The 22,914-nt window shown below is 41.4% G+C and carries 20 protein-coding genes; 18 read left to right on the top strand and 2 right to left on the bottom strand.

Features of this window, described 5'->3' with window-relative positions:
* Window positions 1-26: 26 nt before the first annotated feature.
* From OXT66_RS00530 to OXT66_RS00495, 8 genes are all read left to right on the top strand, one after another.
* Window positions 27-2,561 carry a M1 family metallopeptidase gene (locus tag OXT66_RS00530; protein ID WP_268595130.1) on the top strand — a complete coding sequence of 845 codons (2,535 nt, stop codon included), beginning with the start codon at window positions 27-29 and terminating at the stop codon, window positions 2,559-2,561.
* 467 nt (window positions 2,562-3,028) lie between these two features.
* Window positions 3,029-3,967, top strand: a complete 939-nt coding sequence (locus OXT66_RS00525) for a phosphate/phosphite/phosphonate ABC transporter substrate-binding protein (protein WP_268595129.1) — start codon at window positions 3,029-3,031, stop codon at window positions 3,965-3,967.
* Between the two features lie 97 nt (window positions 3,968-4,064).
* Complete coding sequence (gene phnC / locus OXT66_RS00520; protein ID WP_268595128.1) at window positions 4,065-4,817, top strand: phosphonate ABC transporter ATP-binding protein; 753 nt, start codon at window positions 4,065-4,067, stop codon at window positions 4,815-4,817.
* 19 nt (window positions 4,818-4,836) lie between these two features.
* On the top strand, window positions 4,837-5,625 hold the full coding sequence (gene phnE / locus OXT66_RS00515; RefSeq protein WP_268595427.1) for a phosphonate ABC transporter, permease protein PhnE: 789 nt from the start codon (window positions 4,837-4,839) through the stop codon (window positions 5,623-5,625).
* On the top strand, window positions 5,625-6,434 hold the full coding sequence (gene phnE / locus OXT66_RS00510; RefSeq protein ID WP_056977351.1) for a phosphonate ABC transporter, permease protein PhnE: 810 nt from the start codon (window positions 5,625-5,627) through the stop codon (window positions 6,432-6,434). The genes phnE (OXT66_RS00515) and phnE (OXT66_RS00510) overlap by 1 nt, the downstream gene beginning before the upstream one ends.
* Before the next feature lie 2 nt (window positions 6,435-6,436).
* Entirely contained in the window at window positions 6,437-7,993 is a 1,557-nt protein-coding gene (locus tag OXT66_RS00505; RefSeq protein WP_268595127.1) for a bifunctional metallophosphatase/5'-nucleotidase, read from the top strand.
* A 53-nt stretch (window positions 7,994-8,046) separates the two neighbouring features.
* Entirely contained in the window at window positions 8,047-8,907 is an 861-nt protein-coding gene (locus tag OXT66_RS00500; protein WP_268595126.1) for an aldo/keto reductase, read from the top strand.
* Window positions 8,908-9,016: 109 nt separating this feature from the next.
* The gene (locus OXT66_RS00495) at window positions 9,017-9,823 is read left to right on the top strand and encodes an aldo/keto reductase (RefSeq protein WP_268595125.1); all 807 of its coding nucleotides are present in this window, start codon (window positions 9,017-9,019) and stop codon (window positions 9,821-9,823) included.
* A gap of 109 nt (window positions 9,824-9,932) precedes the next feature.
* Here the strand turns inward: OXT66_RS00495 and OXT66_RS00490 are convergent, their stop codons facing one another.
* Window positions 9,933-10,583 carry a nitroreductase gene (locus OXT66_RS00490; protein ID WP_268595124.1) on the bottom strand — a complete coding sequence of 217 codons (651 nt, stop codon included), beginning with the start codon at window positions 10,581-10,583 and terminating at the stop codon, window positions 9,933-9,935.
* Between the two features lie 171 nt (window positions 10,584-10,754).
* Here OXT66_RS00490 and OXT66_RS00485 point away from each other — a divergent pair, with 171 nt between their 5' ends.
* The 5 genes from OXT66_RS00485 (at window position 10,755) to OXT66_RS00465 (ending at window position 15,385) form a co-directional block, all read left to right on the top strand.
* Window positions 10,755-11,201 carry a glyoxalase/bleomycin resistance/extradiol dioxygenase family protein gene (locus OXT66_RS00485; protein WP_268595123.1) on the top strand — a complete coding sequence of 149 codons (447 nt, stop codon included), beginning with the start codon at window positions 10,755-10,757 and terminating at the stop codon, window positions 11,199-11,201.
* A 73-nt stretch (window positions 11,202-11,274) separates the two neighbouring features.
* Window positions 11,275-11,868: a LemA family protein gene (locus OXT66_RS00480; protein WP_268595122.1), complete on the top strand. Its 594-nt coding sequence runs from the start codon at window positions 11,275-11,277 to the stop codon at window positions 11,866-11,868.
* 10 nt (window positions 11,869-11,878) lie between these two features.
* Window positions 11,879-12,877 carry a M48 family metallopeptidase gene (locus OXT66_RS00475; protein WP_268595121.1) on the top strand — a complete coding sequence of 333 codons (999 nt, stop codon included), beginning with the start codon at window positions 11,879-11,881 and terminating at the stop codon, window positions 12,875-12,877.
* A 53-nt stretch (window positions 12,878-12,930) separates the two neighbouring features.
* The gene (locus OXT66_RS00470) at window positions 12,931-13,248 is read left to right on the top strand and encodes a hypothetical protein (RefSeq protein WP_268595120.1); all 318 of its coding nucleotides are present in this window, start codon (window positions 12,931-12,933) and stop codon (window positions 13,246-13,248) included.
* A 178-nt stretch (window positions 13,249-13,426) separates the two neighbouring features.
* Window positions 13,427-15,385 (top strand): DUF5776 domain-containing protein, encoded by a 1,959-nt coding sequence (locus OXT66_RS00465; protein ID WP_268595119.1) that lies wholly within the window; start codon window positions 13,427-13,429, stop codon window positions 15,383-15,385.
* A 96-nt stretch (window positions 15,386-15,481) separates the two neighbouring features.
* Here the strand turns inward: OXT66_RS00465 and OXT66_RS00460 are convergent, their stop codons facing one another.
* Window positions 15,482-16,813 carry an MATE family efflux transporter gene (locus OXT66_RS00460; RefSeq protein ID WP_268595118.1) on the bottom strand — a complete coding sequence of 444 codons (1,332 nt, stop codon included), beginning with the start codon at window positions 16,811-16,813 and terminating at the stop codon, window positions 15,482-15,484.
* 306 nt (window positions 16,814-17,119) lie between these two features.
* On the opposite strand from OXT66_RS00460, the gene ptcA reads away from it, so the two are divergent.
* The 5 genes from ptcA to aguA (OXT66_RS00435) all read left to right on the top strand — a co-directional run bounded on the left by ptcA (window position 17,120) and on the right by aguA (OXT66_RS00435) (window position 22,912).
* Window positions 17,120-18,151, top strand: coding sequence for a putrescine carbamoyltransferase (gene ptcA, locus OXT66_RS00455; protein ID WP_268595117.1), 1,032 nt, complete (start codon window positions 17,120-17,122; stop codon window positions 18,149-18,151).
* 43 nt (window positions 18,152-18,194) lie between these two features.
* Window positions 18,195-19,583, top strand: coding sequence for an APC family permease (locus tag OXT66_RS00450; protein WP_268595116.1), 1,389 nt, complete (start codon window positions 18,195-18,197; stop codon window positions 19,581-19,583).
* A 12-nt stretch (window positions 19,584-19,595) separates the two neighbouring features.
* On the top strand, window positions 19,596-20,693 hold the full coding sequence (aguA, locus tag OXT66_RS00445) for an agmatine deiminase (RefSeq protein WP_268595115.1): 1,098 nt from the start codon (window positions 19,596-19,598) through the stop codon (window positions 20,691-20,693).
* Between the two features lie 66 nt (window positions 20,694-20,759).
* Window positions 20,760-21,701: a carbamate kinase gene (gene arcC / locus OXT66_RS00440; protein ID WP_268595114.1), complete on the top strand. Its 942-nt coding sequence runs from the start codon at window positions 20,760-20,762 to the stop codon at window positions 21,699-21,701.
* Between the two features lie 104 nt (window positions 21,702-21,805).
* On the top strand, window positions 21,806-22,912 hold the full coding sequence (gene aguA, locus OXT66_RS00435) for an agmatine deiminase (RefSeq protein ID WP_268595113.1): 1,107 nt from the start codon (window positions 21,806-21,808) through the stop codon (window positions 22,910-22,912).
* Window positions 22,913-22,914: the final 2 nt, after the last annotated feature.

The following is a 22,914-nucleotide window of genomic DNA, read 5'->3' as shown; positions in this document are numbered from 1 at the left end:
ATACTAAATTATTTAGGAGGTTGGCAATGACACAAACAGGGCACTTATACGAAACATTTCAACCAGAGCACTACGATTTAAACATTGATATTAACCGGGCTAAGAAAACAATCGCTGGAACTTCAACGATTACCGGGAACGCGGTGGACCCAACCATTGCGGTGCACCAAAAATACTTAACGATTGAGTCCGTCATGGTGGATAACCAAGAAGTAACGTTTGAAACCGATGATAAAGCGGAATTAGTGCGGATTAATTTGCCAAGGGCGGGGAAGGTAACCGTGATGATTGCCTATGAAGCACCCTTAACTGACACGATGATGGGGATTTATCCTTCATACTATGAACTGGATGGCAAACGCCAAGAAATTATTGGGACCCAGTTCGAAACTACGGCAGCTCGACAAGCCTTTCCTAGCGTGGACGAGCCAGAAGCCAAAGCTACCTTTGACTTGGCAATTAAATTTGACGAAAAACCTGGTGAAACCATTTTGGCTAATATGCCGGAAGTGCGTGAAGAAAATGGCGTTCACTACTTTGACACCACTAAACGGATGTCGACTTACCTGATTGCGTTTGCCTTCGGTGACCTTCAAAGCAAACAAACTACCACCAAGAGTGGAGTTAAAATCGGTGTCTACTCCACCAAAGCCCATGATATTAATGAGCTTGATTTTCCGTTAGACATTGCTAAACGCTCAATTGATTTTTACGAAGAATACTACGAAACTCCATACCCATTACCCCATTCTTGGCAGTTAGCCTTACCAGACTTCTCCGCCGGAGCAATGGAAAACTGGGGCTTGGTCACTTATCGTGAATCTTACCTATTATTTGACCCAGCCAATGCTTCCATGGCTACCAAGCAACATGTGGCCACTACTATCACCCACGAACTAGCTCACCAATGGTTTGGAGATTTGGTAACCATGAAGTGGTGGGATGATCTGTGGTTGAACGAAAGTTTTGCCAACATGATGGAATACGTGGCAGTAGATGCCTTAGAACCAGATTGGCACATCTGGGAAACTTTCCAAACCTTAGAAGTACCACGGGCTTTGCAACGGGATGCTATTGATGGCGTCCAACCCGTTCACGTGGCGGTTGAAGATCCCGCTGAAATTGCGGCGCTGTTTGATAGTGCCATCGTGTACGCCAAGGGTTCTCGAATGCTGGTGATGGTTCGTTCCTTAATCGGTGATGAAGCCTTACGTTCTGGCTTAAAGAACTACTTTGCAGCTCACCACTACGGTAATGCTACCGGTGCTGATCTATGGGCAGCGCTAGAAGAAGCTTCCGGTCAAAACGTGGGAATGATTATGAATTCTTGGTTGGAACAACCTGGTTACCCAGTAGTATCTGCCTCCGTGGTTGACGGTCAATTAACGCTAAGTCAACAACAGTTCTTTATTGGAGATGGCAAAGACCAGGGACGTATCTGGCAAATTCCGTTGAACGGTAACTATGATGTGGTACCAACCATTATGGCCGGCAAAGAAATTAAGTTGGGTGATTATCAAGAACTCCGGCAACAAGCCGGGCAGGCGTTTAGATTAAACGTCGGCAATAATTCCCATTTCATTGTGAAGTATGATGAAACCTTGTTGAACGACTTATTGAGTGAGATGGCTGACTTTGATGCCATTACCCAATTACAGTTCTTACAAGATTTACGGTTATTAGCGGAAGGCCAACAAATTAGTTTTGCGAAAGTTATTCCATTACTACAACAATTTGCGGCCAGTCATTCTTCAATTGTCATTACCGCCCTTTACCGAATTACTACAGACCTTAAGAAGTTTGTGGCACCAGATTCTGCTGAAGAACAACATCTACAAGCCTTCTTAGGTCAACTAAGTAAGGACCAAGTGGCACGGTTAGGCTTAACTAAGCGCGATAGCGATACGCCTGACGACTTAGTAATCAGACCCGCAGTTATTAGTGCGGCTTTGTATGCGCAAGATAAAGAAATGATTGCCCAAATCCATGAATTATTTAATGAACATCAAGCTGACTTGATTAATTTGCCGGCAGAAATTCGAGCCTTAACGATCGGTAATGAAATTAAGCATTACAATAGTATGGAACTATTTGATCATTTAATTAATTTGTACCAAAAATCTAGTGATGCCAGCTTTAAGGCGGATTTACAAGTAGCCTTAGCTGAAACTCCAGATGCTAAACAAGTGGCTAAGTTGATTGAAGATTTTGAAAAACCAACGATCATCAAGCCACAGGATTTACGGGCCTGGTTCCCAGCGGTGCTGGCTAATGATGCTGGTCAACAAGCAGCCTGGGATTGGATCCGCAACGATTGGGGTTGGATGCAAAAGACGGTTGGTGGTGACATGGAATTTACTGGTTTTATTACCTCGATTGCTAACATTTTCAAGACCTCAGCTCGGTTACAGGAGTTTAAGGACTTCTTCACTCCTAAGCTCAATACACCAGGTTTAACCCGTGAAATCACGATGGACGAACGGATTATTGCTGGGCGAGTGGCGTTAATTGAAGCGGAACAAGCAGCAGTCAATGATGCAGTTGCTGCTGAAAGTAAATAAGCCAACTGACTTTATTAACCAGAAACTTCAATCGCAAACCTACCGCACCATGCCCGTTATCATGGGATTGTGGTGGTTAGCGATTCGAAATTATTAATCGGGTTATCAGAAAAAACACTACCCAAAAATTAAATTTCGTGTTAGGTTAAATTGACTAATCAATTGAATATCGTAACTTTAAATTAGTCCCGTGAGGCTAGGAAGTTGAAGGTTTAAATACCAGTGGCAAAATTAAGAAACCACTGTAAATTAAACGGACCAAATACTAGTCTCTTGTAGACCTGAGGCTTTTTTAGTACTTATTTTTAAATAAAGTTCGTTATTTTACACAAAAAAATAAATTTAAACGGTATATCAGCTTTTAAAACGGTAAAACACGAACTTGAATCGAAAAATAAATTGACTAAGTTCGTTTATTGGGGTTAGGATGGGATATGAATCAAATACACTATTGGAGGGACCACTTGATGAGATTTAATCACCGTGCCAAATATGGAATTGCTATTATTTCCTTGCTGTTACTATCTGTCGGCTTGACGGGTTGTGGCAAGTCTAGTGCCAAAAAGGGGGATTATACTCCTAAGAAGTTAACCGTTGAATTCGTGCCTTCATCCAATGCTGGTACCATCGAAGCTAAGGCCAAACCATTAGAAGGGCTACTGAAAAAGGAACTGGGGATTCCCGTTAAGGTAGCTGTTTCTACGGATTACAACACGATCGTAGAAGCGATGGGGTCTAAAAAAGTCGATGTTGGTTATCTCCCACCTGATGCTTATGTTTTGGCACATAAACAATACAATGCCAAGGTTTTATTACAAGCTCAACGTTACGGGGTTAAGGAACCTAACGATCAATCAACCGGCAAATTAGTTGATTACTATCGTTCTCAAATTTTGGTCCGGAAGGATAGTGGCATTAAAGATATTCAAGATTTAAAGGGCAAAACAATTGCAACCCAGGATACTACCTCAACTGCCGGTTGGATTTATCCAGCCGTAGAAATGCTAAACCACGGGGTTAATATTAACAAAGACGGAATTAAGACTGTTCAAGTGAAAGGTCACGATCAAGGGGTTCTGTCGGTTTATAACAAAAACACCGATGCAGCCTTTGTTTTCCAAGGAGCCCGGTTATTAGTACAGGGCGATGAACCAGACGTCATGAAAAAGGTAGTGCCGATTTATACTACGGGCAAAATTCCTAACGATACCATTACGGTTCGTGGTGACATGAGCTCTAAGTGGCAAAAGAAGATCTCCAAAGCGTTTAAAGACATTGCCAAAACCAAAAAAGGGCACCAAATCATCTCGAGCGTTTACAGTCATGAAGGTTACGTCGACTCTAAGGACAGCAACTTCAACATTATTCGTAAATACGATAAAGAAGCTACTAAGTTAGATAAATAAACCCCAAAACTGTGATTGTAAAATTAATACTGAAAATGGCTGCTGAAATATTCCGAATGGAGATTATTTCCAGCCATTTTTTTGGAGGAAAAGGGAAATGGATGCAAAACCAATTATTGAATTTAAAGACGTCAATAAAATTTACGATAACGGCACGGTGGGCTTAAAAGATATTAATTTGACGGTGAAACCGGGCGAATTTTTGGTGGTAGTCGGATTGTCGGGGGCTGGCAAAAGTACCTTGATGCGAACCATCAATAAAATGCATAATCCTAGCTCTGGCAGGGTGTTAGTTGATGGAGTGGAAGTAACAAACCTTAAAGGGCGGTCATTACGAGAACTTCGCCGCAAGATTGGCATGATATTTCAAAACTTTAACTTGGTGAAACGAACTAGCGTGGAACACAACGTTTTGTCCGGTAAAATTAGCTACTATCCCACTTGGAAGAGTATCTTGAACTTGTATAGTAAAGCCGATAAACAACAGGCCGCTGTGGCGTTAGACCGGGTAAACTTACTCGAAAAAATTTATATGCGGGCTGATGAATTGTCCGGGGGCCAACAACAACGGGTAGCGATTGCCCGAACTTTGATGCAAGATCCCAAAATTATTTTGGCCGACGAACCAATTGCTTCCCTGGATCCGTTGACCACTCAAGCAGTAATGAACGACTTGAAAAGATTGAACAAAGAAGACGGCATTACCGTGGTGGTGAACTTGCATTCGGTTCCGTTAGCTTTACAGTATGCGGACCGCATTATTGGGATGCGCGGGGGACAATTAGTTTACGACCAGCCGATTGACCAGGTAACTGAAGACGCCTTAAGCGCCATTTATCAACCGATTTAGGAGGACCTTCATGGAAGTCATGAAAAAACTCCCCCACCAATCCTGGGGGCAAAAGTATCACGTCAAAACGGTTAGTGTAACGGTCGTCATTATTGGGTTAGTAATTTTATCTGCTAAGGTGGCGGGTGTGGACGTTGCCATGTTCTTTACTAACTTAGATCAATTTACTGATTTATTAGTTCGAATGTCACATCCAGATTGGAGTTACATCGCCATTATTTGGCAGCCGATTTTAGAAACAATCCAAATGGCAGTAATGGGAACCACAATTGGGACGCTGTTTGCCATCCCCTTTTCCTTCTTGGCAGCTAGTAATATCGTTAAAAACTCCTGGGCGCACGGACTAATTCGTTTCTTCTTGGATTTAGTTCGGACCTTACCAGACTTACTGTTAGCGGCGATCTTTGTGGCCATCTTTGGCATTGGTTCCACCGCTGGGGTAGTGACCTTAGCCATTTTCTCGTTTGGGATGGTTTCTAAATTGTTTTACGAAGTAATCGAAACGATTGATGAAGGCCCCATTGAAGCGTTGGAATCAGTAGGCGCTCGGAAATTACAAATCATTCATTTTGCGGTGGTGCCCCAAGTAATGAACCAATTTATCAGTTACTTTTTATACACATTAGAGATTAACGTACGGGCTTCAACGGTGTTAGGTTATTTAGGAGCTGGTGGGATTGGGGTTTATCTGCAACGGTCACTCAATGAATTTAATTACAGCCAAACGGCGGTTATTATTTTGATGACGTTGGTAGTCGTTATCGTGATTAACGGAATTAGTAATTATCTAAGGGAGTGGTTAATTTAATGACAAAATCACCAGAACTAAAAATAGAAAAAAACTACTATGACCGCTACGGCTGGTTACTTTGGGCGTTTATTATCTTAGTGATTTATGGTTGGGCGTTAAAGGGGCTAAAATTAAGTGGAATTCAGGATTCGGCAGGCCCGGTGTCCAAATCTATTTTGCACGGTATTTTTCATCCGGATTGGGCCTACGTTTACAACGGTAGTGGGGAAGATTTGGTTTCGTTAATTGGTCAAACCCTGGCGATTGCTTTTTTAGGAACCATTATTTCAGCCGTGATTAGCGTGCCCTTTGCCTTTTGGGCGGCCCGAAGCAAAACTGAAAAATGGTATCTCCGTTCTGGAAGTGGCAAGTTGGTGCTCACTTTGATTCGTACCTTCCCAGAAATTGTATTGGCAATTATGTTCATTAAAGCGGTGGGCCCGGGTTCTTACGCCGGGGTGCTAGCAGTTAGTGTGCACTCCGTGGGGATGTTAGGGAAGTTATTTAGTGAGGCTATCGAAAATATGGATGGTGGGGCTGAAGAAGCGATTGTTAGTGTGGGGGGCAATGCTAGTCAGGTGTTTATGCTGGCGACGTTACCCACGATCATGCCAGAATTTATTTCCTACACCCTTTACCGGTTTGAAATCGCCGTGCGGTCAGCCACCATTTTAGGGATGGTAGGCGCCGGCGGAATCGGGACCCCCATGTTGTTTGCCATTCAAACACGAAACTGGCCCCGGGTCGGCATCATTTTGCTAGGGATTATTATTATGGTACTGGCCATTGACAGTTTGTCTGGCCGGTTGCGAAAGAAGTTGGTTTAATAATGAAAGTTAAAATTTTATCGACTAGTGATGTCCATGGTTACGTTTATCCCACGGATTACAGCACGCCTAATAACGTTGCTGATTACGGGATGTTAAAGGCCGCCACCTTGATTAAGCAACAAAAGCAAGCAGCCGCCGCAGATGAAATCGTGATTGCCGTGGAAAATGGTGATTGGATTCAAGGCTCACCGTTAACTAGTTACGTGGCTAAACAAACCACGGCCAAACAGCAAGGCATCTTTAGCCAAATTACTAGTAACATCGGCTATGACGCGGGCGTATTAGGTAATCATGAGTTTAATTACGGATTGGATTATTTACGGGCGACTGAACACTATCGTAACTATCCGCTGCTAGGTGCCAACATTGCTGGTGGGCGGCAACAACAAATTGTGGACGCCCCTTACACGATTGTGGAACAAAAGGGCATTAAGGTTGCCATTTTAGGGCTAACGACTGCTTATATTCCCGTTTGGGAACAGGCTGACCATCTAACCGGCTTAAATTTTAAGTCAGCACTGGAAACTGCCAAACTGTGGGTACCGCGATTACGTAAAATGGCAGATGTGGTCGTGGTGGCCTACCATGGCGGGCTGGAGGGAGATCTAAAAACGGGGCTCCCCAGTGAAAAAATCACGGCTGAAGATGAAGGCTACCGGATTTTGACCCAAGTGCCTGGAATCGATGCGTTGATTACCGGTCATCAACACCGCCACATCGCCGCAGTTTACAACGGCTTGCCAGTTACCCAGCCAGGAGAACGGGGCCGGTTTGTCGGCTGTATTGAACTTCAGCTGGATAAGAATAATGAAGTGCAAGGCTCAACTGCCACGTTACTAGCGACTGAAGAAATGATACCGGATTCGCCGTTAACGCAAATGACCGCCAAGCTAGAACAAAAGGTTCAGACGTGGTTGGATCAACCACTAGGACAAGTTAATGGGCCGGCAATGACGATTGTTGATCCAATGCAGGCTAGGTTACACGGGCATCCATATTTACAGTTTATTAATCAAGTTGAAATGGCAGCTACGGGGGTCGACATTGCAGCTACGGCGTTGTTTAACAACGAAGTCCGGGGCTATGAAGCGGAAGTTACCATCCGCCAAGTCTTAAACAGTTACGGTTACCCCAATACGTTAGTCGTGGAACGAATTACCGGAGCGGATTTGAAAGCCGCTCTGGAACGGTGTGCTAGTTTTTTTGAGGTTCAAGCGGGCCAAGTAGTGGTGGCAGCGGCGTTTGTGAAACCGAAAGTGCAGTATTATAACTACGATTTTTATAGTGGCATTGATTATGAATTTGATTTGCGTCAACCGGTTGGTTCCAGGGTGACCAAGCTTAAGTACCATGGCGAAACGGTAACGGCAGAGCAAACCTTGCAAGTAGCGATGAACCAATATCGTGGTAACGGTGGCGGTGAATATGACATGTTTGGAACCGCCAAAGTAGTCAAAGAAGTGAATCTGGATATGACCGAACTAATTACCGATTATTTTGAACAAAACAACCCCGTGACGGCCACCCAACCCGAAAATTTTCAAGTTAAATGGTAAATTTGCGACTATACTAAGGGAAATGGCTTCATTAAAAATAGTGGGGTGATAGTATGAACATGGTTAATTTCAAAGGCCAAGCGGTACTGCCAATTGGACTAGGAACTTGGCATATGGGTGATGAACCGCAGCATCGGGCCACCGAAATTGCGGCCTTGCGGTCCGGAATTCAAACAGGGACGGAGTTAGGGACGTTGGCGATTGATACGGCTGAAATGTATGGCGAAGGGCGCTCCGAAACATTAGTAGGGGAAGCCATTCAGCCAGTTGAGCGGCAGAAACTATATTTAATTTCTAAGGTGTATCCATGGAATGCTTCTGAGAATTTGTTGCCTAAGAGTTTGGACGCTAGCTTAAACCGGTTAGGTGTGGATTATTTGGATTTGTATTTACTACATTGGACCGGTAATATTCCGTTAGCGGAAACGGTTTTGGCAATGCAACGGGCCCAAAAGGCCGGCAAAATTCGGCACTGGGGTGTTTCTAACTTTGATACTAGTGATATGCAGGAACTTTGGCAGGTTCCGGATGGCGACCAATGTGTGACTAACGAGGTGCTATACAATCTGGGGTCACGGGGAATCGAATACGATTTGGTTCCGTGGCTACAGGCTCATAAGTTACCGGTGATTGCTTATTCACCAGTGGCTCAAGGAGATAGTTTAGGCAATGATTTAACTGCTGATCCATTGCTTAACGAAATTGCGGCTGCCCACCACGTTTCTGTTTTCCAATTACTATTAGCGTGGGTAATTCGAAACGGCGAGACGTTGGCAATTCCGCAATCTAGTAGTGCAGACCACGTTCAGGATAATTTAGCGGCAGCTAAGTTAGAGTTGACCGCGGATGAGTGGCAACTGATTCAAGCAAAGTACCCAACGCCAACTAAAAAACAACCATTAGATGTATTATAGAAAATTCTAAGCAGGGCACAAAAATGTGCCTTATTGCCATTTGGCTGGAACGGTATTTATAATATATCTACAAGTGCTGACAGTAATTTACTTGGAAAGGAAGTATATTATGGAAAATCAAACTTTAAGTAACGGGGTTACCATCCCTATGATGGGCTTTGGAACCTATCTAATTGATAAGGCCGACGTTAAAGACATGATGCAAACTGCTTTAGATGCTGGTTATCGGCATTTTGACTTTGCCGAAATTTACGGTAATCAAGCAGAAATTGGTGACGTGTTAAGCCAAACTGATGTTGCCAGAGAAGATTTATTCTTAACTTCCAAGGTTTGGAACACTGATCAAGGTTATGAAAGTACGTTGAAAGCTTTTAATAAAGCCATCAATGATCTCCAAGTTGATTACTTAGACCTATACTTAATTCACTGGCCTAACGAAGACAACTTCCAATTGTCACTGGATACTTGGAAGGCGTTAGAAACCCTCTATAAGCAAAAGAAAGTTCGGGCAATTGGGGTTTCTAACTTCTCAGAAGACCAATTACAACAAGTTTTTGATATGGCAGAAATTAAGCCAATGGTAAACCAAATTGAACGTCATCCTTACAAAACGCAAGCAGAGTTAGGGGCCTTTGATACTGCCAACGGCATCGTTAACGAAGGCTACTCCCCAATTGGTCACGGCCACTTGATTTTGGAAGATCCCGTTATTGTGGAACTTGCTGACAAGTACGGTAAGACTCCTGCTCAAGTAGTTTTGCGTTGGCAAATTGATACTGGCTTCGTAGTCTTTCCTAAGTCCAGCAAACCAGCTCGAATCAAAGAGAATATTGATATCTTTGATTTTAAGTTGGACGCTGATGATATTAAAAAGATTAACGCTTTGGATCAAGATAAACATTTGAACTACGATTAAATCAAAATAGGCTTTAACTCATTGCCATGGGTTAAAGCCTATTTTTTTGAAATTGAAAACGTAAAAAATCCCCTAATCATTTATTTCAATGTTAGGGGGTATAGAGGTATTAATCTAAAATTTTTAAGACATCGCTAACCGGTTCGCGATCGGTGTGCAGTTGGTTGATTTGTCTAGTATCATCGACGTAACCCAAACCAATGCCCATGGCAACCGCCTCCTTAGTGGGAACGTCTAGTACGCCGTAAGCTAGTTCAGGATACTTAACGAATTCGTAGGATGGTACGGTGGCAATTCCGCGATCTGTGGCTGCTAGCATTAGGGTTTGCGCAAAGGCACCCAGGTCGTAAACGGACCAGGCTAAACTGTTTTTGGGGATGGTCAAAATTGCGATTGCTGGAGCGTTATATAATGCGTATTGACTGTTGGAGTAAATGTATTGCATCCCGTCTAAGGTCTGGGCCAGTTGCACGTTCCATTTGGCCATGTTGACCTGTTCCTTAGGATGCCATTGACCATTAGCCATAGTTTCCAAAGCGGCTTTGGGTTTCTTGTTAGCTTCGTTTAAACTTTGAAACCGGCGTTTGTATTCTGCCAAACTATCACCAGTAGCAATATAAACTTTCCAGGGTTGAGAATTGCCCCAAGATGGAGTTCGTTGAGCATCGCGAACGATATCGATTAAGTCAGCTTGGGGAATTGGGGTGGACTGGAAGTCCCGAATGGCACGGCGATTATTAATCGCGGCTTGAGTTTCCATAAAAATGACCTCACTTTGTTTTTAACTAAGTAATTGTAAGTATTTAATTTACTCTTTTCTTAAGATTTGTCAAAAAAGAATTAAGCTTGAGGCTAAGTCAGCTTAGAAACTTGTTATTATAGTTAGTTTTGAGATAATGAAGGAGTTATTAAAAACAAGGAGGAAGTTAACATGCAATCACAAATGTACGCCTATTTCCATTTTATTAATGCTAGAGAAGCGATTGAATATTACCAAGAAGTTTTTGGGGCGACCAATGTGTTTCGGGTGAGTCCAGATGAGCAACAGGCTAAGGTGCTACATTTGCCAGCTAATGCTAACTTGGACAACATTACCATGAACGGTGGTTTTGACGTTTTAGGTAGCCACTTTGTCTGCGCCGATTCATTTTCTGGGGCATTGCAGATTGGTAATCAAGTTTCCGTTATGTTGGATTTGGATGCTAACGACAAAGAGAGCGTTAAAGCGGCGGCTGAATTTTATGAACGGGTTAAAGCTAGCGGTCGGGTTCAAATCACTATGCCGTATGCTGACCAATTCTGGGGTGGCAAACTGGGAATTTTCACTGATGAGTATGGTATTGAGTGGATGCTTCATGTGGCTCCTTGGGAAGAATAAATTTAACTTGCTCCTTGCAGTGGGGCTTGTTACACTAGGCTCAACAAACGATAAGTAGAAAGAAGGATCTAGATTGATAATTGCGATTGTAATCATTGCTATTATTGTGATAGCAGCGATTTTAATTTATAACGGCATGGTTAGTGCCAGAAACTCCGTAGATGAAGCGGAAAGTCAAATCGGAGTTCAACTCAAACGGCGAGCTGATTTGATTCCTAACTTGGTGAACACAGTTAAAGGCTATGCCAAGCACGAACACGATACATTTATGGATACCATTGCTGCCAGAAACGAAGGCACCAATGGTTCAACTCTTGATAACTTGGAAAGCGACGCTGCTACCATGGCTGATGACAACGCTGATTTAGCTCAACGGGTTAAAGCCAGTGATGCAGCTAGTGCCGGATTGGGACGTTTATTTGCTATTGCAGAAAACTATCCTAACTTGCAAGCTTCCCAAAACTTCAGTCAACTGCAAGAAGAACTTACTAGTACTGAAAACCGGGTAGCAGCTAGTCGGACCAACTTCAACCGAGTGGTTCGAGACTACAATACTCGAATTCAATCATTTCCAGCTAACTTGTTTGCAGGTATGTTCCACTTTACTAAGCGGGATCAACTCCCTACCGATCCAGCGACTGAAAAAGTCCCAGAAGTTAAGTTCTGAGGTGATTTGATTGGCTAGATTAGATACTTTAGGGGCTCAGGTAACCGCTAATAAACGGCGGTCTGCGTGGACCATTGCCGTTTTCTTATTATTAATCAATGTCATTTTTGTGGTGTTAGCTTACTTTTTCACCGGTGGTGACGTCAATAGTATGATTAGCTCACTAATTTGGTTAGAAGTAATTTTGGGATTATATATCCTGTACCGTTACTGGCAGGGTGGCATGGAAATTGTACGCATGAATAAGGGCCAAGAAATTCCAGAAGATACGACTGATCCGCAGTATAAGCAGGTTTATAACATTGTAACTGAATTAAGCTTAGCAGCAGGGATGCCAATGCCACGCGTGTTCGTGGTACCGGATGCTTCTCCGAATGCATTTGCAACTGGAATGAGTCCGGCTAAGGCCAGTGTTTCGGTCACTCAAGGGTTATTGGATATTATGGATCGTGAAGAATTAGAAGGGGTAATTGCCCACGAAATGAGTCACGTGAAAAACTATGATATTCGGGTCACTACCTTGTCGATCGCCCTGGTTGGGTTTATTAGTTTGATGGGTTATGGTTTAGTCCGGGTGGGACAATCAATGTCATACTTCGGGGGCTTTAGTAGTGATGACGATCGGGAAGGCAACAGTTCGGCAATGATCGGAGTCGCCTTGATGGCGGTTGGCTTTGTCATCGTGGTAGTAGGGCTACCGATTAGTTACTTGCTAGAAAAATTCCTATCTAGAAAACGAGAAGCGTTAGCGGACGTATCTGGTGCAGAATTGACAAGTAATCCCCAAGGGCTCATTAGCGCGTTAGAAAAATTACAAGAACCACAACCAGCCGCTAAGGTCTTGTCTCCTCAAGCTGCTGGACTATACTTGGTAGAACCATTATTTGGTAAGAATAATCAACGTTCATGGTGGTCAAGAATGATGGACGATCACCCACCGTTGGATGAACGAATCGCAAATTTAAAACGAGTATTGGGGGAAGAATCAGATTCCTCGGATTTTAAATAATTAGTAAAAGGCTGATATCTTAGGATATCAGCCTTTCTTTGAAGGTGAAAAATATGGCGTTTCACATTACGGTGACAGATTATGTTAAAGGGTACTTTAAAAAAGACAATGAGCAGGAGCAACTTCATCAGTTTTTAACGAATCAATTACCAGCGTATCTAACCCAACGCCCCGCCAAAATTAAGCCGGTGCACGGAGAATTCCAACAGTTATACGAGTTGAAGGTGCGCGTCGGGCGTAATTTTTATCGGTCAGCTTTTTTTCGGAATGCAGAGCAAATTCGAGTAGTATACATCACTGATACGTTGATTAAACGGAAATTTGATCAAGAAGTAACTCGATTTTTAGTAAAACAAAAAAATGCTATTTAGTTAATTGAAATAATTAACTAGATAGTTTTTTATTAGGAGCTAGTTATAAGTAAGTCGAATTGATACTAAAATCCGAGCATGTTATGATGGCGCTAACATATGAAGAAAAAGTTAATTTTTTTGTAATATAAATTGATAAGTAGCTAAATTTAGGCCAAATATGACAAGGGGGATTGTTATGCAACGGCAAGGACTCAAAAAATCATTACTACTGGTACCAGTTACATTACTATTAATGGGAATTACAAGTTATCAAAAACTAGACACCAAATTAGGTATTAAGGATAATGGTGAAGTGGCTGCTGCAACCACTCAACATGCGGATACTGATGTAGTGGCGTTTGAAGATCCATATTTAGAAAGTGATATTGAAGAAGATTTTCTAAGAGAACCAGGCCACATCAAGGGGCAAATCACTTATGGTGAACTCAGACATTATTCAGGAGATAGACTTTCAGTCAGAAACACCACCACTGGCGGAATGGATTCAACTTTTAGTAGTTTAGAGGGAATTCAGGCACTTAAAGAACTACCAGCAAATGTCAAACTAGATTTACATTTAGGACTGGATCCAGCGGTTAGTATGACTCCCCTACAGGGATTAAAAAATATTGTGCGTTTTGGCATTACTCAAGATAGTATGCATAAAAATATGACTGATCAAGATTTTGCTGCACTTAATAGTTTGGAATTTACTGAAGATACTTATTATCCAACCTTGAGATTGGATGCTTTTCAATATTATCGCAATCAGTTAGGATTAACGTCAGGCGACCTGGTTAAATTACAACCAATGCTTAAAAAATTTGCAACCGTCAATCAAACTCACACAGCTGCTGGTTATATAGACTTGACGGGTCAAGCAATTAAAGATTATTCGGTGTTAAACGGTAATGTGATCCAAGGGACAATAATTTTGGCCATAGGACAGTTTTTAAATTATTTAGGTGATGATGATCTTTGGTTATATGCAGATGATAAACTACCGGTTGCAGAGCGAAAAGTAGTAGTTAAACCGGGAACTAAGGGATTAAACGGTGAACCAATTCAAAATAGTACTAGGGATTCTTTGCTTGGATCCGATAATGCTGCGTATCGCAATGACAATATTTCGGATGGTTCCGGAACGGCAGAAAAAACCATATCTCAAATTGAGGATAAAACGGAAATGGTAGTTTTAGCTCAATATGATTCAGGAGCTAATCCTACGAAATCAATTAAGTATGCCGATGGAACTGAATTACAAGAAGACGGAGTGGAATACTACAAATTGATTTGGGGAGAAAAACCTAAGCCAACGCCAGATCCAGAACCAAAACCAGATCCGACCCCGACACCAACTCCTGATCCGGTACCTACTCCAGAACCTGAACCAAAACCAGATCCAACCCCAACTCCCGATCCTAAGCCTAGTCCCCAACCAAATCTTCCTAACCCAGGACCTGATTTAGCTCAAAAACGACAAGTAGTTTACACAACCAATAATATTTACTTGTATCGACAACCAACCTTTACTCAAAAAGCTCGTAAGTTATTTTATGCTAAAAAGGGCCGAATGAACCGGCCGATGTTTGTAGTGATTGGGTATGCTCGTTCTAACCGGGGATTAGTTAGATATAAAGTCAGGGATGTTAACCGGAATAGTAAAACTTTTGGTCAAACGGGTTACATTACTACCAAAACTAGTCGAGTAGTACCGGTATATTACCGAGCTCAACCTAAATATGTTATGGTAATTAATGCTTCAGGAGTTAATGCTTATTGTCAAAAAAATCTAACTGGTAAGGTTGCTAATTATCGTCAAGGAACTCAATTGCGGGTAGTAGAATTGGTAGAACACAACCTAACCACGCGCTTTAAACTTAGCAACGGTAAATATATTACAGCTAATAAGAAGTTAGTTTACGCTGGTAAACATTCACGAGTGACAAAAATAAAAGCGAAAACGCCAATTAATCGTTATCAAACAGTAAACCTAACCAATCGCTTACAACATTATAGTAGAGGAACCTACCTAAAGGTTAATGGTTATGTTTATTCTCACCCTAATGAGTTGCATCGGCATGATGCATTACGCTATCAGGTTAAGGGCGGTTATATTACCGGCAATAACAAACTAGTGAACAAATATAAATAAGAAGTAAAATTTAGACTAATATAATTTAACCGTTGTAGTTGTGATGGTAAATTAAAAAAGACAGATTACCTTTTGGGTGGTCTGTCTTTTTATAATTTATAATGTTTGATTTACTTTGCGGACTTGGCGACGGTATAAATACCAACCTAAGGCAGCTGTCAAAACATCGGCAACTGCTTGAGACCAAATGATTCCGTTGTAACCAAATAATAGGTTACCAATCACAATGGCAATGGTGAAGAAAACTCCTTGCCGGGAAACGGACATTACTAATGCGTTAAAAGCTTGAGCTGTAGATTGGAATACAGTGGTGTAAACCAAAATTGCACCTGCGAACGGAGTAGTTACTAGCAAAATTCTAAGCAACTGAGTTCCGTAATGAACAACATTAGGATTCTTCAAGAAGAGACTTACAATCCAAGGAGCTACTACAATCATCAAGGAAGCCATAACTAAGGACCAGAGCACTTCGACGATAATATCAAACCGAATGATAGCTTGAAGCCGTTTATGATTTTTAGCCCCGTAGTTGTAACCAACTAATGGTTGAGCACCGAAGGCAAAACCAACCATGATAGCATTAACCACTTGTGAGACTTTAGTGGCAATTCCCAAAGCGGCCACTTGATCTGCACCATAACGGGCTAAGTAGTTATTGAACAGAGCAGTTTGGTAACTGATCATTAGGTTGGTTACTGAGGCTGGAATACCGATGACTAGCACTTGCCAAACAGAGTCCCGTTGTAGACTCATTTTACGCCAATCAACAGTGATAACCCGACAACGTTTGATAATGTAAACCACTAGTAAAGCATCGGAGAGCAGGTAGCCTAATAAGTTGGCTAAGGCAGCTCCGGCAGCGCCCATATGAAGTCCTAAAATAAATAAGGGATCAAAAATAACGTTAATTACGATACCTAACACCGTGGCCACCATGGTTTCACGGGCACGGCCTTCAGTTCGCATTAAATTACCAGGAATAATCGACATGGTTACTAAGGTAGCTCCCACGTTGAAAATCCGATAAAATTGGGCAGCATAAGCATAAGTACTTGCGGTAGCTCCCATTAACATTAAAATTGGTCGTTCAAAGATCAACATTAAAATGGCAACTGCAATACTACTAAAAATACCAAAGTAAAAGCACCAACTACTAACGTGGCGAGCTAATTCGATTTTATGTTGCCCAAGTAGTCTAGAAATGTAGGCACTGCCACCTAATCCAAAAATATCCCCTAAAGCAATCATCAAATTAAAGAGGGGAGCACAGATGGCTACCCCTGCGACTAAATCGGTATTTTGGGTTAAGGACACGAAATATGTATCGGCTAGGTTGTAAATCATGCTGGCCAGCATACTAATTACGACGGGCATTGCCAGCTTAAAGTAGGCCTGTCGTATGGGTGCTTTTTCAAATAATTCTTCCAAGGCTGAAGAACCTCCTGTTTTTTCTCGATTCTTCTAGCATACTTGATTTTAAAAAAGGTGTCTAATTATAAATGATAGTTTGTGTCATTGGACTTATTGTATAATTCACAATGTATAAAAGAATAATTTCTGGGAGCTAAGCAAAAAAGGAGCTAGCAGTGGTGATACATGTTTCATGAAATGAAACACGTGTCATCTCCTTTAAGTCAAGTATCAATAGCATTGAAAACGCTTTAAAAATAGTTGGTAGTCTTTTATGATGTGTTTGTAAATTAAAAACAAAGACAGAAGAGGAGATTACTTATTATGACAAAACGCGACTTTGTAGATACTAACACATACACTCAAGATGAAATTCAATACATGATTGATTTGGCTTTGAAGATCAAAGAATCAATTAACAATGGTTACTATCCACAACTATTGGCTAACAAAACTTTGGGAATGATTTTTGAGCAAAGTTCAACTCGGACTCGGACATCTGCTGAAGCAGCTATGACTGAATTAGGTGGTCATGCTCAATACCTTGCCCCAGGTCAAATTCAACTTGGTGGTCATGAAACTATCGAAGATACTTCTCAAGTTCTAGGCCGCATCCTAGATATTATTGGTGCCCGGACCGATCGTCACAAGACAGTTGCTGAAGTTGCTAAGTACGCTAAGGTACCAGTAGTTAACTTCATGAGTGACTACAACCATCCTACTCAAGAACTTGGTGACATTATCACAATGACTGAACACCTACCAAAGGGCAAGAAGTTAAGTGATTGCAAGATCGTATTTGTCGGTGATGCAACTCAAGTTTGTGTTTCTACTATGTTTATGACTACTAAGATGGGAATGGATTTTGTTCAATACGGTCCTAAAGATTTCCAAATGAAAGACGATGTAGTTGCTATTGGTAAAGAAAATGCAAAACGTTACGGTGGTAGTGTTACCATGACCGAAAACGAAGACGAAGCATTGAAGGATGCTGACTTTGTTTACACCGATGTTTGGTACGGATTATATGATGCTGAAATGCCTAAAGAAGAAAGAATGGGAATCTTCTATCCTAAGTACCAAGTAACTGCTGACATGATGGCTAAAGCTGCTCCAGATGCTAAATTTATGCACTGCTTACCAGCAACCCGTGGTGAAGAAGTAACCGATGAAGTTCTTGATTCAGATTACTCAATTGTTTGGGATGAAGCTGGTAACCGTAAGACCGCTATGCGTGCAATCTTTGTTTACTTGTTAAACCCAGAATTAGAATATGCTTCTGAAAATGTTGCTGAAAAGTACAATGCTGAATTAGAAATCATGTTAAGAAACGCAATTGACAACCGTAAAAACTAATCTAATACCTGTAATTCTTGGTTTATAGATGGGAGACTCTATCATGACAAATGGTAAAAAAAAGTTCAGGTTGTTTGATGCAGTTTTAATGGCAGTAGTGGTTGTTTTGGTTGTTGAATCAGCAGCCCCGGCAGCGGCGATTGGTACGTCACAATTCTTTTGGTGGATCTTTTTACTAATCTTATTCTTTCTTCCTTACGGATTAATTTCATCGGAATTAGGAACTGCATACGCCGGTGATGGTGGCCTTTATGATTGGGTAAAGCAAGCTTTCGGAGCCAGATGGGGTGGCCGGTTAGCTTGGTTCTACTGGATTAATTATCCAATTTGGATGGCCAGTTTAGCAGTTTTGTTTTTCCAAACTGCCGAAAAGATATTTGGGCTGCATTTAAGTACTGCTGTTTCAATTATAGTGCAATTGATTTTCGTTTGGGTAGTGGTATTTGTGGGTAACAAGCCGGTATCTGAAAGTAAATGGATTATGAATTTAGCAGCGTTTGCTAAAATATTTACGATTGCATCATTAGCTATCTTAGGTATTTATGTGGCAGTTACCAAGGGAGTCGCCAATGACTTTTCGCCACATAACTTACTTCCCCAATTAAACGTTAAAAGTTTAAGCAACCTGTCTGTAATTATATTTAACTTTTTAGGATTTGAAGTTGTTGCCACAATGGCGGATGATATGGATAACCCTAAAAAACAAATTCCACAAGCGATTATTTATGGTGGTGCGTTAATTGCTTTCTTCTATTTAATCGCAGCATTCGGTATGAGTGCAGCAATTCCAACCGATAAATTGTCAGCATCCAGTGGATTAATCGATAGTTTTATCTTACTGGTTGGTAACTTAAACTGGTTTGTAATCTTGATTGGTGTGTTGTTCTTATACATCTTAGCTTCAGAAATGGTTTCCTGGGCATTAGGAGTTAACTATGTTGCGGATTACGCAGCTAAGGACCACGTTTTACCAGCTATTTTTGGTAAAGAAGACGCCAAGGGGATGCCAGTAGGAACCGGTTATTTAAACGGAATTGTTGGTACCATTTTAGTGGTAGTCGCTCCATTTATTCCTAACCAAGATATTTTCTGGGCCTTCTTCTCATTGAATGTTGTTGCCCTTCTGATTTCCTACACTATGATGTTTCCGGCATTTCTTAAGCTTCGGTATTCAGATCCTGACCATGAACGGCCATTTAAAGTGCCTGGTAATAAATTTATGATTCAACTAATGACTTGGATTCCAGAAGTTTTATTAATAGCAACCATTGTATTGACGGTAGTTCCACTAAATGGCAGCCAAGAAGAAATCTCAGCTAAAATGCCAATTTTGATTGGGGTCATTATTACGGTAGTCATTGGAGAAATTGTTGTTCGTTATGCCGAGCATAAAAGCAAGGTAGGTACACCGGTTGCTAATCATATAAATTAAGGAGAGATAGTTATGAAAACACTTGATAGTACCCCAAAACGTGATGGATATAGAATGCCCGGCGAATTTGAACCTCACCGTGGAGTATATATGCTTTGGCCTCAACGCCCAGATAACTGGCGTGATGGTGGTAAGCCAGCTCAAAAAACATTTGCTGAAGTGGCCAAAGCCATTTCTAAGTATGAACATGTTACCGTTGGGGTTAATGATGATCAATTTAACAATGCTCGCCACATGTTAGCTGATGAAGTAGAAGTCATTGAACTTTCTAACGATGATTCATGGATTCGTGATTGCGGGGCAACGTTTGTTAAAAACGAACAAGGTCAACTTAGAGCAGTAGACTGGACCTTTAATGCTTGGGGCGGTTTGGTTGATGGCTTATACTTCCCATGGGATAAGGACGATCGGGTAGCCCAAAAGATGGCTGAATTAGAACATACTGATCGTTACCGGTTGGATGACTTTGTATTAGAAGGTGGTTCAATTCACGTTGATGGTGAAGGGACTTTAATCACTACTGAAGAATGCTTGTTATCTGATGGTCGTAATCCACAACTGTCTAAAGAACAAATTGAAAACGTCTTAAAAGAACATTTGAACCTAGAAAAAGTCATTTGGTTGAAAAAGGGAATTTACCTTGATGAAACTAATGGCCACGTTGATAACATTGCTAACTTTGTTAAACCCGGTGAAGTAGTTTTAGCTTGGACCGACGATAAAAATGACCCTCAATACGAAATTTCTAAAGAAAATTTGGAAATTTTGGAAAATGCTACTGATGCTAAGGGTCGTAAAATTAAGGTAGATAAGCTTTACGTTCCATCACCTGTTAAAATCACCAAAGAAGAAAGCGAAGGAGTAGACGCTGTTGACGGTACTCTTCCTCGTCAAGAAGGAGACCGGTTAGCTGCTAGTTACGTTAACTATTACACCGCTAACGGAGCCATCATCGTTCCTCAATTTGGCGACCCAATGGATGAAAAGGCTAAAGAAACATTAGCTGAATTGTATCCAAACCGTGAAATTGTGGGTGTTTATGCTCGCGAAATTCTCTTAGGTGGCGGTAACGTTCACTGTATTACTCAACAAGTTCCGGAAGGTAAATAAGCAAACTAGGTGGGCCAGAACTTCTGTTTTGGTCCACTAATCTTAACCGGGTGGAGGAAATAAAAAATGGCAAGAAGAATTGTAGTGGCACTAGGTGGAAATGCAATTTTATCTAAAGATGCATCGGCGGCTGCTCAACAACAAGCATTAAAAGATACGGCTAAATATTTAGTTGAATTTGTTAAAAACGGCGATGAATTGATTGTCTCTCATGGTAACGGCCCACAAGTAGGTAATTTATTATTACAACAAGCTGCGGGAAGTACCGATACTAACCCAGCTATGCCAATTGATACGGCAGTGGCAATGACTCAAGGAAGCATTGGTTATTGGCTCCAAAACGCTTTGGATGAAGAATTACGTAATAATAATTTAAGCCAAACTGTAGCCACGGTTGTGACTCAAGTAGAAGTTAGTGAAAATGACTCAGCTTTTACTAATCCAACTAAGCCCATCGGTCCGTTTTATACTGAAGAAGAAGTTGCTAAACAACGGCAAGCTAATCCAGACTATACGTTTGTAGAAGACGCAGGTCGGGGTTACCGGCGGGTAGTTCCATCACCTAAGCCAATTAATGTTGTTGAATCAGAAGTGGTAGACACGTTGGTAGCAAATAACGTAATTCCAGTATCAGTTGGTGGTGGTGGCATTCCGGTAGTTAAAGAAGGCAATCATTTAGCTGGTCGAGAAGCGGTAATTGATAAAGATTTCGCTTCTGAAAAACTGGCAGAACAAATTAACGCGGATCTCTTAATTATTTTAACGGCCGTTGATCATGTTTTCGTTAACTTTAATAAACCGGATCAAAAGGCCTTAAGCCGTGTTACAATTGATGAGTTGAACCAATACATTCAAGAAAATCAATTTGCCAAGGGAAGTATGTTGCCAAAAGTGCAGGCCGCAATTGATTTCGTCCAAAACAAAGATGATGCTCAGGCGGTTATTACTTCGTTGGATAATATCTCTGGCTTCCTAGCAAATGGTGATGCAACCATTGTTACCAAATAAGCAGTAACTAAATATTCTAGATAAAGTTAATAAATGAAGTGGGGTGTGTCAGAAAACGTGGATTTCTGGGACACTCTTGCTTTGTTGAGAAGGGATTTTGCATAATGGAATTAGTAACTAATACAACTCCAGCTCAAGATCAATTTAGATTACCAGCAGAATTTGAACCGCATCAATCGGGATACTTAATTTGGCCGCAGCGTCCGGATAATTGGCGTAATGGCGGTAAACCAGCTCAAAAACAACTTACCCAGTTAGCACAGATATTGGCTCGCTACCAAGCCACCACCGTGTTAGTTAATGAATCCCAGTATAAAAATGCGAGAGCAATGCTGCCTAACAACGTCAGAGTAATGGAAATGAGCAGTGACGATGCTTTTATTAAGGATACTGGTCCGTTTTATGTAGTAAATGCTGATGGTGAAGTGCGCTGTGTTGATTTTCAATTTAATGCTTGGGGTGGCTTGACCGATGGTTTGTATTTTCCATGGGACAAAGACAATGAAATTGCCGGTAAATTAGCAGATATTGATAGTTTAGCAGTTTATCAAAATCCAATGATTCTAGAAGGTTGTTCAGTTATTGTTGATGGCCAAGGAACCTTAATTACGACGGAAGAGGTAGTATTATCTGAAGGTCGTAATAAAAATATGACTAAAGAACAGGCTGAAAAAATTTTTGCGGATTATTTTGGCGCCCAAAAGGTAATTTGGCTTGAAGAAGGCTTTTACTTAGATGAAGCTGGTGGGGATATTGATAACCTAGTTAATTTTGTTAGACCGGGGGAATTAGTTCTCTCCTGGACTGATGACCCTAATGATCCCCAAGCTGCTATAAGTCAGGCCGCTTATGAACAATTGCAACAAGTAACCGACGCTGTCGGGAGAAAGTTTAAGATTCATAAAATGCAGTTACCAACTCCACAAGTGTTATCGGTAGAAGAAGAACAGGGCGTGGAATCAATTAACGGGATGTTACCAAGAAATATGGGACAAAGATTAACGGCCACTTACGTTAACTACATTACCGTTGATAAAGCAATTATTTTTCCGGAATTTGATGATCCCAATGATGAATTAGCTAGGCAACAATTAATGAATTTATACCCAAAACGAGAAGTGGTTGGCATTAAAGCTCGTGAGTTTCTAACTGGGGGTGGAGGAATTCACACACTAGTAACGAGTGTCCCAGGTAATTTAAAGGAGAGTTAAAG

Origin of the sequence: Lentilactobacillus senioris (assembly GCF_026798195.1) — a bacterium.
GTDB classification, from domain to species: Bacteria; Bacillota; Bacilli; order Lactobacillales; family Lactobacillaceae; genus Lentilactobacillus; species Lentilactobacillus senioris_A.
The sequence above is the reverse complement of the archived record's forward strand: the minus strand, read 5'-3'. Positions and strand labels throughout refer to the sequence as shown.

What these genes read in the sequence shown, in the direction of transcription:
- OXT66_RS00530 (WP_268595130.1), top strand. Translation starts at nt 27, where the DNA reads ATGACACAAACAGGGCACTTATACGAAACATTTCAACCAGAGCACTAC.
- OXT66_RS00525 (WP_268595129.1), top strand. Translation starts at nt 3,029, where the DNA reads ATGAGATTTAATCACCGTGCCAAATATGGAATTGCTATTATTTCCTTG.
- phnC (WP_268595128.1), top strand. Translation starts at nt 4,065, where the DNA reads ATGGATGCAAAACCAATTATTGAATTTAAAGACGTCAATAAAATTTAC.
- phnE (WP_268595427.1), top strand. Translation starts at nt 4,837, where the DNA reads ATGAAAAAACTCCCCCACCAATCCTGGGGGCAAAAGTATCACGTCAAA.
- phnE (WP_056977351.1), top strand. Translation starts at nt 5,625, where the DNA reads ATGACAAAATCACCAGAACTAAAAATAGAAAAAAACTACTATGACCGC.
- OXT66_RS00505 (WP_268595127.1), top strand. Translation starts at nt 6,437, where the DNA reads ATGAAAGTTAAAATTTTATCGACTAGTGATGTCCATGGTTACGTTTAT.
- OXT66_RS00500 (WP_268595126.1), top strand. Translation starts at nt 8,047, where the DNA reads ATGAACATGGTTAATTTCAAAGGCCAAGCGGTACTGCCAATTGGACTA.
- OXT66_RS00495 (WP_268595125.1), top strand. Translation starts at nt 9,017, where the DNA reads ATGGAAAATCAAACTTTAAGTAACGGGGTTACCATCCCTATGATGGGC.
- OXT66_RS00490 (WP_268595124.1), bottom strand. Translation starts at nt 10,583, where the DNA reads ATGGAAACTCAAGCCGCGATTAATAATCGCCGTGCCATTCGGGACTTC.
- OXT66_RS00485 (WP_268595123.1), top strand. Translation starts at nt 10,755, where the DNA reads ATGCAATCACAAATGTACGCCTATTTCCATTTTATTAATGCTAGAGAA.
- OXT66_RS00470 (WP_268595120.1), top strand. Translation starts at nt 12,931, where the DNA reads ATGGCGTTTCACATTACGGTGACAGATTATGTTAAAGGGTACTTTAAA.
- OXT66_RS00465 (WP_268595119.1), top strand. Translation starts at nt 13,427, where the DNA reads ATGCAACGGCAAGGACTCAAAAAATCATTACTACTGGTACCAGTTACA.
- ptcA (WP_268595117.1), top strand. Translation starts at nt 17,120, where the DNA reads ATGACAAAACGCGACTTTGTAGATACTAACACATACACTCAAGATGAA.
- OXT66_RS00450 (WP_268595116.1), top strand. Translation starts at nt 18,195, where the DNA reads ATGACAAATGGTAAAAAAAAGTTCAGGTTGTTTGATGCAGTTTTAATG.
- aguA (WP_268595115.1), top strand. Translation starts at nt 19,596, where the DNA reads ATGAAAACACTTGATAGTACCCCAAAACGTGATGGATATAGAATGCCC.
- arcC (WP_268595114.1), top strand. Translation starts at nt 20,760, where the DNA reads ATGGCAAGAAGAATTGTAGTGGCACTAGGTGGAAATGCAATTTTATCT.
- aguA (WP_268595113.1), top strand. Translation starts at nt 21,806, where the DNA reads ATGGAATTAGTAACTAATACAACTCCAGCTCAAGATCAATTTAGATTA.